We start from the raw sequence: 11749 nt of genomic DNA, 5'->3' as shown, positions 1-11749 counted from the left end.
TTCTGCCGCTACTCAGGTGACGGGATTTTGATGTGGGTCAACAGGCAACGAAGTCCCTGGGTTTTGATGTGGGCCAACAGACAACGAAGTCCTCTTGTGGGAGCGAGCTTGCTCGCGATAGCGGTGTCTCAGTCAGCCAATGTGCAGGTTGGTGCGCCACTATCGCGAGCAAGGATTTGCAGGATTCACGAGATCGTGGGTAACCCAAAGAACGCCCGGGCGCAGGCGGTGCTGTGGGCTGCCAGGTCTTCCTGGGTTTCGCCCCGGTGCAAGGCTACTTCACGCAGGACCTCCGTCAGGTAGGCCGGTTCGTTGCGGCCATTCTTGGGTTTGGGCCGCAGCGTGCGGGGCAGCAGGTACGGCGCGTCGCTTTCGAGCATCAGTCGACCGCGGGGAATTTCGCGCACCAACGGGTGCAGGTGCGTGCCCCGGCGTTCGTCACAGATCCAGCCAGTGATGCCGATGTGCAGGTCCAGGTCGAGATAGCTGAACAACGCCTTCTTTTCACCGGTAAAGCAATGCACCACGACTGCCGGCAACTGATCGCGAAAATCCCGGAGGATGTCCAGCAAGCGCTGATCGGCATCGCGCTCATGCAGGAACACCGGCAATTGCAATTGGATCGCCAAGGCGAGGTGTTCTTCCAGGACCTTTTCCTGTTGTGGCCGGGGGGAGAAGTCTCGGTTGAAATCCAGCCCGCATTCGCCCACCGCGCGCACGCGGCTGTGCATCAGCAGATCCTTGAGGTGTCGGGCGCTGTCGGCGGTCCAGTCGCTGGCGCTGTGGGGGTGAATGCCGGCGGTGGAAAACAGCCGCTCGCCCGTTTCGTCGAGGCGTTGGCACAGCTCCAGAGCCTGTTCGCTGCCCTCGATACTGGTGCCGGTCAAGACCAGTTGGCAGACCCCGGATTCATAGGCGCGCTCGAGCACCGCCTGATGTTTGTCGGCGAAACTGGGGTTGGTCAGGTTGACGCCGATATCGATGAGTTGCATGGTGCTACCTCGGCCCAAAGGCTGGAAAGCATATCAGAGCTGTAGATTTATAAGAAAAGCCAAGAACTACAACGAGTTGAGGCTGTCTGTTAAGGCCGCGAGACACATCGGGTTGGTATAAAAGCCATCACTGTGCCAGTCTTCCGCACTTTTTCAGCGCCCCAGGCGCTCTGTTTCTGTCGACTCAGCCTCGTTTTTCAAGGGAGGCGGTCCGCAGTATTCCTTCCGGAGAGTGGATGACACGTCCCCAGGTATTGCTACTGTTGTGTTGTTCGCTGTTGTTGCCAATGCCGGCCGAGGCGCGGCTGCCCGGGCCGGTGCAGGCGGTGGCGCCGGGCACGGTGCGCGACCTGGCGCAAATCCGCAGCAGCCGTGTGTTGAAGGTTTTGGTCAACCAGAGCCGCAACAGCTCCGGTGAAGTCCAGGGCCAACCCATTGGCGTCGAATACCATCGGTTGCGAGCCTTCGAGCAATACCTCAACGGCCACGCGCGGGATGGCCAGGAAATCACCCTCAAGATCATCCCCATGGCCAAGGACCAACTGCTCGGCGCTTTACAGCGCGGGGAGGGCGATCTGGTAGCACCGGGTGAGTTGCTCGAACTGCAGGCCGGCCATGCGGTCAGCGCCAGCGATCCGATTCGTACCGACGTGCCGTTGCTGCTGGTGGGTATCAAGGGCGAGAAGCGCTACACCCGTGTGGAGCAACTTTCCGGCAAGACCCTGGCCCTGCCCAACGGCAGCGCTGCGGGAGACTCGGTGAGCCAGATCAACCAGAAACTGGCGCTGCTCAAACTGCCGCCGGTGAAGGTCGAATGGGTCGATCCCACCTTGGCTGTAGAGGATGTCCTGGAAATGGTCCAGGGTGGGATTTTCCATTTGACCATCGTCGAGCAGCCCATCGCCGAGCGCTGGAGCAAGATCCTGCCCAGGTTGCGCTTCGACCGGCAGGTGCTGATCGGCGAGCCGAGTGACGAGTATTGGTTCGTTCGCCGTGACGCCGCCATGCTGCGGGCGAGCATCGACCGCTTCCTGGCGACCTACAAGGTGCCCGCCAACGAGGACGCGGCATTCCTGCGCATCTACCGGCGTTTGTACCAGGTCCACTATCCGCTGGCCCGGGCTGATCGCCAGCGTCTGGAAAAACTGCGCCCGGTGCTGCAAAAACATGCCAATGCCCAAGGCATGGACTGGCTCAACCTGGCGGCCCTGGCCTTCAAGGAATCAGCCCTGCAACCTAACGCCCGCAGCGGCACAGGCCCCACCGGCCTGATGCAGATCACCCCCTCGGCGGCTCAGCGGGTCGGCGTCGATAACATCCAGAACCTGGACGCCAATGTGCAGGCTGGCGCCAAGTACCTGGCCCTCATCCGCCGCAAGTTCTTTGCCAGCCCCAAGCTCAACGAGCGCGAACGCATGGCCTTCGTCCTGGCCGCTTACAACATGGGCCCCGAGCGCGTCCAAGGCATGCGAGCCGAGGCCCGACGGCGTGGACTGAACCCCAACCAGTGGTTTTTCCAGGTCGAACGCATTGCCATGGAGCAGGTGGGGATGGGCGCCGTCAGCTACGTTAATAGTGTCAATAAGTACTACTTGGCGTTTGATCGTGAACGAGAGTCGCTGGAACCTGGAGATCAAAAGGTCGCCCAGCGAAAATAATCGATAAATTCGATTTGTATCTCGTATTTTTTGCGCTTTTTGTATAAGTTTATTTGATTAATATGGCGACCAACAACCACACACCTAGGGATGAACCCGCATGAGCTCGTTGATCAATAAAGTCTTGTTTACCCGCGCTGGCTACGGCCTGACTGTCCTGCGCATCGCCGTTGGTGTCATATTCGCTGCCCACGGCTCGCAGAAACTCTTCGGCCTGTTCGGTGGCTACGGCCTTGCAGGCACGGCGCAGTGGATGGAAAGCATCGGCCTGACCCCGGGCTACGTGATGGCGACACTGGCGGGCGGTACCGAGTTTTTTGCCGGGCTGGCGCTGATCATCGGCCTGCTGGCGCGTCCTGCTGCACTGGGCCTGGTCTTCCTGTCGCTGGTGGCGATTTTCTCCGTGCACATCGGTAACGGCTTGTTCATGGCCAACAACGGTTATGAGTTTGCCTTGGCGTTGCTGGCGGGCAGTATTGCCGTGTTGATCGAGGGTGCGGGCAAGCTATCGGTCGATCGCGCCATCGCGGGTTGATTGCTCGATTTGAATTCGAGGCCCGTCTTGTACGTAATGCTGCTCACTTAGAAAAACGGCGCTTCTTCCAGAAATGGGAAGCGCCTTTTTTTTTGGGGTTTTTTTGGTGTGTATATCCGTTGCTGCGGTAACGGCGGCTTAGGGTTCCGCTCTTACAGCGGCTCACTTTTGAGAAGCGCAAAAGTAAGCAAAACGCTTCATGCCCCACCACTCGGTGCCTCGCCTAGGCTCGGCATGCCTGAACGAAGGCATTGCTCCGTGGGCCGCCGCGAAGGGCCATCCATGGCCCAGCGCGGCTATCCCGGCATCCATGCCGGGATGCCCACTGCGCAATACCTTCGTTCAGCCAGCGTGGTTAACGGGGCGCCGAGATCAACGTCCACCGCGAGGCGGCCTAACAGCCGACCTGGTTCTTGGTGGGACCGCGTTTCTCCTGTGGGAGCGGGCTTGCTCGCGATAGCAGTGTCCCAGCCACATAGATGCCGACATGTGCCTGCTCTTGCTCTTGCCGTTGCTTTAGATCTTGATCTGGGGCGCCCCGTTAACCACGCTGGCTGAACGCAGGCATTGCGCAGTGGGCACCTCGGCATGGATGCCGAGGTAGCCGCGCTGGGCCATGGATGGCCCTTCGCGGCGGCCCACGGAGCAATGCCGGAGTGAGGGCACACCGAGCCTAGGCGAGGTGCCGAGTGGTGGGGCAAAGCGCTTTTGGTTACTTTTGGCGCTCTTCCAAAAGTGACCCGCTGTAAGAGCGGAACCCTTAGCCGCCGTTACCGCAGCAACGGATATACACACCAACCCACACCTCTCGGAACAGATAATCAGAAAACAGCATTACCGTCTTGTACGGGCCTTTTTTATGGGAAGTGATTCTTGACACTGGCCAGTCAGCTTCTCTAGGATGCCGCTCATGCGCCGATTTAAACAGCTACTTGCGGGGCGCCAGGTGACTCAACCCAGTCGCCGATAGAAGCCGAAGACAAGGCTTCGAAATACCGCTAAAGCGCTGGTTCGGTGTTGCCTCTCACCTGCCATGCAGACTTTTGAGGCAGAGACACGACACGATGAACGCACCCAGCCCCCTAGTACGTCTTGCGCCGATCACGGCGAACCTTGTGCAACGCAACCCGAAAATTCTCCTGGGCGGCACTCACCAGCCAACGCTCTTGCGCTATCTCGACGGCTGGCCGCGTCGTAACCATGGGCCCGCAGCTTTCCTGATCCAGTTTGTCGAAGACGGCGAGTCACTGGCGCGGTTCGCCAATGACAGTTTCGACCTGGCCGTCATCCAGTCCCCCAGTGCGGCGGACGCTCCTCAAATGATCCGGCAGTTGACCCGTGTCGCCCGGCAGGGATTGATCACGCGCCGCTGAGGCGAGGATTACGGATACGAGATGTCCACGATGTAGACCCGTTTTTCGCCGGTAGGCGTCTGGACGCTGACCTCGGCATCCAGGGCCTTGCCGATCAGGGCCCGTGCCAACGGTGAGTCGATACTGATCAGGTTCTGTTTCAGGTCCAGCTCGTCCGGGCCGACGATGCGATAGCGTGATTCCTTGCCGTCCTCATCTTCGACCGTCACCCAGGCGCCGAAATACACCTTGTTCGGATCGCTGGGTTTTTCACTGACCACTTTGAGCGCTTCAAGGCGCTTGGTGAGGAAGCGCACGCGACTGTCGATTTCCCGTAGCATTTTCTTGCCATAGGTGTATTCGGCGTTTTCCGAACGATCACCCTGGGCCGCCGCCTCGCTGACCGCCTGGGTCACCTGTGGACGACGCACATGCCACAGCTCATGGAACTCAGCGCGCATCCGCGCTTCACCCTCGGGGGTGATCAGCGCGGTGCCGGCAGTGCGGGGTGGGCGATAACGGCTCATGGCAACTTCTTGTAATAGCGAAACCGGGAGTCTATCAACCCTCGCGCAATACTGTCAGCGGGCTGGCATTGAGCGCTCGACGGGTGCCGAACACACCGGCCGCGCCGATCAACAAGGCCCCCAGCAGCGGCAATGCCAACAGCCAAGGATGCGGATGCCAGGGCAGGTCGAAGGCGTACCGATAAAGCACCAGGCTCACCAGCTCCGACCCCAGGGCCGCGAGCAGGCCGCTGACGGCGCCCAGCAGGCCGAACTCGATGCGCCGGGCCTTGACCAGCAGGGGCCGTTCGGCGCCCAGTGCGCGCAATAGCGCGCCTTGGCGAATGCGCTCGTCGAGGGTCGCCTGCAGGCCGGAAAACAGCACCGCCATCCCCGCTGCTAGCACGAACAGCAACACATACTCCACCGCCAGGGTCACCTGGGCCAGGATGCTGCGCAGTTGCTCGAGCAGGGCCTCGACTTGCAGGATCGTCACCGCCGGAAAGGCCCGGGACAGGTCGACGATCTGTTGGTCGTGGCCCGACGCCAGGTAGAAACTGGTGAGATAAGTCGCTGGCAGATCCTTCAATGTGCCGGGCTGGAAGATCATGAAGAAGTTGGGCTGGAAATTGTCCCAGTTGATCTCCCTCAGGCTGGTGACCTTCGCTTCACGATTGACGCCGCCCACGCTGAATACCAGGCGGTCGCCCAGCTTGATCTTGAGGTTCTCGGCCACTTTGCCTTCCACCGAAACCCCCGGGATATCGTCCGGTGGCTGCTGCGGCCACCAGGTCCCTGCGGTGACAACGTTGCCCGCCGGCAGGTCGGCAGCCCAGGTCAGGCTCAGGTCACGTTGCAGCGCCCGGTCACCCGCCGAGTCCTTGGTGACGAACTCCGTGGCCGGCTCGCCATTGATGCTGATGAGGCGACCGGGGACCACGGGGTAGAGCGGGGCAGATTGTGCGGACAATTCCAGCAGTTTGTCGGTGAAGGCCTGTTTGTCGTTGGGCAGGATATTCAGGGCGAAATAGTTCGGCGCGTTTTTCGGCAACTGGTTTTGCCAGGTGTCCAGCAATTCACCGCGCAACAACGCGATCAACGCCATGGACAACAGGATCAGGCCGAACGCCAAGGCCTGACCGGCGGCGGCCAAGGGATGGCGCAGCAATTGGCCGAGGCCCAGCCGCCAGGGCAGGGAAGCGCGGGCCAGCAGGCGACGCAGGCTCTGGAGCAGCAGCAACAACAAGCCGCCGAGCACCAGGGCGGCAACGACGCCACCGCCCAGCAGTGCGAAGGTGAGGATCAGGTCCAGGCTCAGGCGCCACATGATCAGGCCCAGGGCACCCAGCGCGGCACCGTAGATCACCCAGGAGCTGGAGGGGATCGGCAGCATATCCCGGCGCAGCACCCGCAACGGTGGTACCCGCCCCAGTGCAGCCAATGGCGGCAGGGCGAACCCCGCCAGGGCCACCAGCCCGGTGCCGATCCCGGCGACTGCTGGCAGCAGGCCACCCGGCGGAACGGTGGTGGGCAGCAGGTCGTGCAGCAGGGCGAACAGGCCCAGTTGGGCGATCCAGCCGAGCAGGGCGCCACTGATGCTGGCGAGCAGGCCCAGCACCGTCAATTGCAGGCTGAACAGCACCATGGTTTCCCGGCGTGACAGGCCCAGGCAACGCAGCAGTGCACTGGCATCGAAACGTCGGGTGGCAAAGCGGTTGGCCGAGAGCGCGACGGCGACTCCGGACAGCAATACGGCCACCAGGCTGGCCATGTTCAGGTAGCGCTCGGCCTTGCCCAGGGCACCACCGATCTGCCGGTTGCCGTCGCGGGCATCCTGCAGGCGCTGGTTGGCTTCAAGGCCAGGCTTGACCAGGTCGCGGTAGGTTTGCAGCGCCGATGCCGGGCCGCGCCACAGGTCGCGATAGCTGACACGGCTGCCCGGCTGGACCACGCCGGTGGCCTCCAGGTCTTTGAGGTTGATCAGCACTCGCGGGGTGAGGCTGTAGAAATTGCCGGCGCGATCCGGTTCATAGGTCAGCACTCGGGCCAACCGCAGGGTTTGGTTGCCAACGTCGATGCTGTCGCCGATCTTCAGGTCCAGTGCCGTCAGCAACCGTGCTTCGACCCAGGCCTCGCCAGGGTTCGGGCGTCCGCCGGTTTCTTCCGGCGCGAACGGGGCGGGGCTGCTTTTCAGTTCGCCGCGCAATGGGTAGCGGTCATCGGCCGCCTTGACGCTGGACAGCTGGATGCCATTGTCGGTGGCCACGACACTGGAGAACTCCACGACCTGGGCGTGTTCCAGCCCCAGGTCGGTGCCGTTGCGGATCTGCTCCGGGCGGGCGGGGGAACTGCCTTCGAGCAACAGGTCGGCACCGAGGAATTCGGTGGCGCGCATCATCATCGCGCCGTTGAGGCGGGCACCGAAGTAACCGATGGCGGTACTGGCCGCCACCGCCACCAGCAGGGCGAAGAACAACACCCGCAACTCACCGGCGCGGGCATCGCGAAGCAATTGACGGACAGCGAGACTGAACAGGCGCAACAGCGGCAAGCGTGCCATCAAGGCTCCAGAGGGGCGACCATCTCGCCGGCTTCAAGTCGGATTAGGCGCCGGCAGCGATGGGCCAGGCGTTCATCATGGGTCACCAGCACCAGGGTCGTGCCGCGTTCCTTGTTCAATTCGAACAGCAGGTCGCTGATGCGCTCGCCGGTGTGGCTGTCGAGGTTGCCGGTGGGTTCGTCGGCAAACAGCACGTCGGGTTCGGCGGCAAAGGCGCGGGCAATCGCCACGCGTTGCTGTTCGCCGCCGGAGAGCTGGCGCGGCGAGTGAGTCAGGCGCTGGCCCAGGCCGACGCGCTGCAACAGTTGCGTGGCGCGTTCGCGGGCATCCTTGCGCCCGTCCAGTTCCAGCGGCAGCATGACGTTTTCCAGTGCATTGAGACTGTCGAGCAACTGGAACGACTGGAAGACGAAACCGACGTGCTCGGCGCGGATCCGCGCACGCTGGTCTTCATCCAGAGTACTGAGGGCCCGGCCGGCGAGCGTCACCTCGCCGCTGCTGGGCAGGTCGAGGCCGGCCAGCAGGCCCAGGAGGGTGGATTTGCCGGAACCGGACGCGCCGACGATGGCCAGGCTATCGCCTTTGTTCAGTTCCAGGCTGAGTTCGTGCAGGATGGTCAGTTCACCTTCCGCGCTGGAGACCACTTTGCTAAGGTCCGTCGCGGTGAGAATGCTTGAGCCCATGGAGAATCCGATGCGTGTGTGGTTTTTGAGTGCCGGCCTGGCCTTGATGTGCATGGCCCAGAACGCAGCGGCGGGTACAGTCCTGATCGTTGGCGATAGTATCAGCGCGGCTTTCGGCCTGGATACCCGGCAAGGGTGGGTGTCGTTGCTCGAACAACGGCTCAAGGCCGAGGGTTTTGACGATAAAGTGGTCAATGCCTCCATCAGTGGCGACACCAGCGCCGGAGGCCAGGCGCGGCTGCCGGCGCTGCTTGCAGCCCATAAGCCGGACCTGGTGATCCTGGAGCTGGGCGGCAACGATGGCTTGCGCGGTCAACCGCCAACACAATTGCAACAAAACCTTGCAGCGATGATCGACAGCGCTCGCGCCAGCGGTGCCCAGGTGCTTTTGCTGGGTATGCAACTGCCACCCAATTACGGACGGCGCTACACCGAAGCCTTTGCCCGGGTCTACAGCACCCTGGCCGAGGAGAAAAAAGTCCCCCTGGTGCCGTTTTTTCTCAAGGACGTCGGTGGCATCCCGACCATGATGCAAGGCGACGGATTGCACCCGTCCGTCGCGGCCCAGGGCAAGTTGCTGGAAAATGTATGGCCGACACTGAAACCGCTGCTTTGACGCTTTTCTACCGGCGGGCTTTCGGCTAATGTGGCGCCCCCGATTTGGAGCCCCCGATGCCGCGTCCCGCCTGGTCCCTGTTTGCCTACCAACTGATCGAGCCTGACGAGCAGCTGGATCTGTTCGCCTGCCAGGAAGTGCGGGTGCACCTGGTGACCCGGCAGTTGGAACTCGGTGGCTCGGCCGATCGGACTCTCTGCGGCAGCCTGCTGCCGGCCCAACCGCGCTGGTCGAGCGTCGATCGCAAGATTTTCCAGGATCATCGCCTGTGCTCGTTGTGCCGGGCGATCCTGGAATCCCAGAAGCGCGGCACATCGCCGATCTGGCCGGAGCTGCGGTTCGAGTTGTAATCCCTTCGCGCGTGCCATGACCCGCGGCTCCCACAGGGCGCGGGGTGAATGCCGAACAAAATGCTGTGCATCGGACGCTTGATTGCCGCTCTCCCCGAAATAACAGGTGGCAGTGTACAATCGCATGTTTCATAACCCCTTGTTCGATCTGCGAAGGATTTCCCGGATGTTGCCGCGCTTGCCTGCCGTCGCCCGCTGCCTGTCTCTTGCCGCCCTGTGTATGGCGGGCCACGTTGCCGCCCTGGAGCTGCCTCTGCCACCACCGGGTGAAGACATCGTTGGCCAGGTGCAGGTTATCAAGGCCAAATACGAAGACACCTTCGCCGACCTGGGCACCACCTATGACCTGGGCTACAGCGAGATGGTCGCCGCCAACCCGGGGGTCGATCCCTGGTTGCCGGGCGCAGGCACCGAGATCGTGCTGCCGACTCGTTTCATCCTGCCGCCGGGCCCGCGCGAAGGCATCGTGATCAACCTTGCCGAGTACCGTCTCTACTATTTCCCCAAGGGGCGGAACGTGGTCTACACCTTCCCGCTGGGGATCGGGCGTGAGGGCTGGGGATCGCCGATCGCCCACACCAGCATCATCGCCAAGACGCCGAACCCGACCTGGACCCCGCCGGCATCGATCAAGGCCGAACACGCCGCCGACGGCGACCCGCTGCCAAACGTCGTGCCCGCCGGCCCTGATAACCCGCTGGGGCCCTTCAAGTTCACCCTGGGCACCCCGGGCTACCTGATCCATGGTTCGAACAAGAAGTTCGGCATCGGCATGCGCACCAGCCACGGCTGCTTCCGCATGTTCAACAATAACGTGCTGGAAATGGCCGGCATGGTGCCGGTGGGCACATCGGTGCGGATCATCAACGACCCCTACAAGCTGGGCTTGAGCGGTGGCAAGGTGTACTTGGAGGCTCACACACCGCTGGACGACAAGGGCAACCCTTCGGTGGTGGACAAGCACACCTCAGTGATCAACGCGATGCTCAAGCGTGAAGACATCACCAGCAACTTGCGCATGAACTGGGACGTGGTGCGGGACGTGGTGGCGGCCGAAGATGGCATGCCGGTGGAAATCGCTGTTCCGAATACCTCGGCACCGATGGTCACGAGCGCGCCGATCGACTTGCAGCAATAAAGGACTCGACAATAACCCGCCGACGTTTCGCGATGTCGGCGGGTTTTTTATTGCTTGGGAAAACACCGGGCAGCCGCTCTCGAATCCAAAAAAAAAGCCGACCCAAAAATGGGTCGGCTCGATAACAATCCCGGGGGACTATTACTTGCGGCTAGCTTTTTCCAGCATGCGCAGAGCACGCTCGTTAGCTTCGTCAGCAGTCTGTTGTGCTTTTTGAGCAGCAGCCAGAGCTTCATCAGCTTTACGGTAAGCTTCGTCTGCACGAGCCTGGGAGCGAGCTGCTGCGTCTTCGGTAGCAGTCAGACGTGCTTCGGTTTCTTTCGATGCGCTGCTGCAACCGGTAGCCAGAACTGCGGCCAGGGCCAGAGCAGAGAATTTCAGAACGTTGTTCATCGTGTTCCCCTTCAAGGACATTCTATTAGTGACTGTCTCCCCAGACTGAGGAGTTAGCCGGCGTACATACTACCCATTACTTGTAGTAAGTAAACTGACGTAGCGCAAGAAGCAAAAAAATTGTAGGCGGTGATTCTTTTTCGAGCAACTTTTCTAAGGGGTGTTTAAAAAATATACAGCCCAAAGCCCTTGGCTGGAGCACGTCGACGAAAAAAAGTTCCGTGGCGGCGGAGAACTCTAGCAGCCCTCGCTAACGTCGTTGTTTATTGATTCACCTACACTTTTGTACATTTTTTGTGCAATGCCCCAGGCATCTTTATTGGTATTGGCGGTGACTTTAACTACGCGCGCTCGTCTCAAGACTCAACAACTGGCGATGTTCAGCTATTGCACCGTGACCGACTACAGCGCGACGATGGCGCTCAATCGATAAACCCGACGAGGTTTACCCCTTCGATGACAGGCGTGCCTTGAGCATTTGCGTCATTGGTGCCTACTATTCACGACGTGCTCGGGTTTGAGCGGATCGATTTTGGCGCTCGGTGACCAGGAAGGCACGGGGTGGCGTAGATGTTCCTTCGCCGGAAAAACATCGGTAAGGTAGGGGTCGGCATTCAGACCCGCGAGGAGTAGTGATGAGCGAGGCGGTTACCATCCACCATGACCAGGCTGGTCATCAGTTCGAGACCAACGTGGACGGTCATCGTGCTTATCTGACCTATATGGACCTGGGCAAGCAGACCCTGGATATCTATCGCACCTTCGTGCCCAACGCCTTGCGCGGCCGGGGCATCGCGGCGGCGTTGACCGAAAGTGCGCTGCAGTACGCCGAAGAAATGGGCTACACGGTGATCCCATCCTGCTCCTACGTGGAGCGCTACATGGAGCGTCACCAGCGGCACGCGGCGAAACTCTGAGAAAAAGGATTCCCAATAAAAAACGCCGGGCTGAAGAGCACGGCGTTTT

At 61.2% G+C, this 11749-nt stretch carries 12 protein-coding genes; 7 read left to right on the top strand and 5 right to left on the bottom strand.

Annotated elements, in window-relative coordinates:
- Positions 1–185: 185 nt before the first annotated feature.
- Entirely contained in the window at positions 186–992 is an 807-nt protein-coding gene (locus tag BLT00_RS17465; RefSeq protein ID WP_092144844.1) for a TatD family hydrolase, read from the bottom strand.
- Positions 993–1228: 236 nt separating this feature from the next.
- Here BLT00_RS17465 and BLT00_RS17460 point away from each other — a divergent pair, with 236 nt between their 5' ends.
- From BLT00_RS17460 to BLT00_RS17440, 3 genes are all read left to right on the top strand, one after another.
- Entirely contained in the window at positions 1229–2650 is a 1422-nt protein-coding gene (locus BLT00_RS17460) for an MltF family protein (protein WP_092144842.1), read from the top strand.
- 100 nt (positions 2651–2750) lie between these two features.
- Positions 2751–3185, top strand: a complete 435-nt coding sequence (locus BLT00_RS17455; RefSeq protein WP_092144840.1) for a DoxX family protein — start codon at positions 2751–2753, stop codon at positions 3183–3185.
- 1064 nt (positions 3186–4249) lie between these two features.
- Positions 4250–4558 (top strand): hypothetical protein, encoded by a 309-nt coding sequence (locus BLT00_RS17440; RefSeq protein WP_063322325.1) that lies wholly within the window; start codon positions 4250–4252, stop codon positions 4556–4558.
- A gap of 8 nt (positions 4559–4566) precedes the next feature.
- Here BLT00_RS17440 and greB read toward each other — a convergent pair whose 3' ends face one another.
- From greB to BLT00_RS17425, 3 genes are read right to left on the bottom strand one after another with little or no spacing between them, the layout of a single operon-like run.
- Positions 4567–5064 carry a transcription elongation factor GreB gene (gene greB, locus BLT00_RS17435; protein ID WP_092144836.1) on the bottom strand — a complete coding sequence of 166 codons (498 nt, stop codon included), beginning with the start codon at positions 5062–5064 and terminating at the stop codon, positions 4567–4569.
- A 34-nt stretch (positions 5065–5098) separates the two neighbouring features.
- The gene (locus BLT00_RS17430) at positions 5099–7603 is read right to left on the bottom strand and encodes an ABC transporter permease (RefSeq protein ID WP_092144834.1); all 2505 of its coding nucleotides are present in this window, start codon (positions 7601–7603) and stop codon (positions 5099–5101) included.
- Positions 7603–8286: an ABC transporter ATP-binding protein gene (locus BLT00_RS17425; RefSeq protein ID WP_063322323.1), complete on the bottom strand. Its 684-nt coding sequence runs from the start codon at positions 8284–8286 to the stop codon at positions 7603–7605. The genes BLT00_RS17430 and BLT00_RS17425 overlap by 1 nt, the downstream gene beginning before the upstream one ends.
- Before the next feature lie 10 nt (positions 8287–8296).
- Here BLT00_RS17425 and BLT00_RS17420 point away from each other — a divergent pair, with 10 nt between their 5' ends.
- The 3 genes from BLT00_RS17420 to BLT00_RS17410 all read left to right on the top strand — a co-directional run bounded on the left by BLT00_RS17420 (position 8297) and on the right by BLT00_RS17410 (position 10390).
- Positions 8297–8902, top strand: a complete 606-nt coding sequence (locus tag BLT00_RS17420) for an arylesterase (RefSeq protein WP_063322322.1) — start codon at positions 8297–8299, stop codon at positions 8900–8902.
- A 56-nt stretch (positions 8903–8958) separates the two neighbouring features.
- Entirely contained in the window at positions 8959–9252 is a 294-nt protein-coding gene (locus BLT00_RS17415; RefSeq protein WP_003199347.1) for a hypothetical protein, read from the top strand.
- A 166-nt stretch (positions 9253–9418) separates the two neighbouring features.
- A complete protein-coding gene (locus BLT00_RS17410) occupies positions 9419–10390 on the top strand; it encodes a L,D-transpeptidase family protein (protein WP_063322321.1) in 972 nt (323 codons plus the stop codon).
- Positions 10391–10531: 141 nt separating this feature from the next.
- Here BLT00_RS17410 and oprI read toward each other — a convergent pair whose 3' ends face one another.
- A complete protein-coding gene (gene oprI, locus BLT00_RS17405) occupies positions 10532–10783 on the bottom strand; it encodes an outer membrane lipoprotei OprI (RefSeq protein WP_003183784.1) in 252 nt (83 codons plus the stop codon).
- 635 nt (positions 10784–11418) lie between these two features.
- Between oprI and BLT00_RS17400 the strand changes: the two genes are divergently transcribed.
- A complete protein-coding gene (locus BLT00_RS17400; RefSeq protein ID WP_003199362.1) occupies positions 11419–11700 on the top strand; it encodes a GNAT family N-acetyltransferase in 282 nt (93 codons plus the stop codon).
- The last annotated feature ends 49 nt before the right edge of the window (positions 11701–11749 follow it).

Origin of the sequence: Pseudomonas sp. NFACC51 (genome assembly GCF_900103575.1) — a bacterium.
Taxonomy (GTDB): domain Bacteria; phylum Pseudomonadota; class Gammaproteobacteria; order Pseudomonadales; family Pseudomonadaceae; genus Aquipseudomonas; species Aquipseudomonas fluorescens_Q.
This window is presented reverse-complemented; position numbering and strand designations above follow the sequence as displayed.

Bases quoted from the DNA above. Each gene is read 5' to 3' on its own strand.
- BLT00_RS17465 (WP_092144844.1), bottom strand. From the start codon at position 992: ATGCAACTCATCGATATCGGCGTCAACCTGACCAACCCCAGTTTCGCC.
- BLT00_RS17460 (WP_092144842.1), top strand. From the start codon at position 1,229: ATGACACGTCCCCAGGTATTGCTACTGTTGTGTTGTTCGCTGTTGTTG.
- BLT00_RS17455 (WP_092144840.1), top strand. From the start codon at position 2,751: ATGAGCTCGTTGATCAATAAAGTCTTGTTTACCCGCGCTGGCTACGGC.
- BLT00_RS17440 (WP_063322325.1), top strand. From the start codon at position 4,250: ATGAACGCACCCAGCCCCCTAGTACGTCTTGCGCCGATCACGGCGAAC.
- greB (WP_092144836.1), bottom strand. From the start codon at position 5,064: ATGAGCCGTTATCGCCCACCCCGCACTGCCGGCACCGCGCTGATCACC.
- BLT00_RS17430 (WP_092144834.1), bottom strand. From the start codon at position 7,603: ATGGCACGCTTGCCGCTGTTGCGCCTGTTCAGTCTCGCTGTCCGTCAA.
- BLT00_RS17425 (WP_063322323.1), bottom strand. From the start codon at position 8,286: ATGGGCTCAAGCATTCTCACCGCGACGGACCTTAGCAAAGTGGTCTCC.
- BLT00_RS17420 (WP_063322322.1), top strand. From the start codon at position 8,297: ATGCGTGTGTGGTTTTTGAGTGCCGGCCTGGCCTTGATGTGCATGGCC.
- BLT00_RS17415 (WP_003199347.1), top strand. From the start codon at position 8,959: ATGCCGCGTCCCGCCTGGTCCCTGTTTGCCTACCAACTGATCGAGCCT.
- BLT00_RS17410 (WP_063322321.1), top strand. From the start codon at position 9,419: ATGTTGCCGCGCTTGCCTGCCGTCGCCCGCTGCCTGTCTCTTGCCGCC.
- oprI (WP_003183784.1), bottom strand. From the start codon at position 10,783: ATGAACAACGTTCTGAAATTCTCTGCTCTGGCCCTGGCCGCAGTTCTG.
- BLT00_RS17400 (WP_003199362.1), top strand. From the start codon at position 11,419: ATGAGCGAGGCGGTTACCATCCACCATGACCAGGCTGGTCATCAGTTC.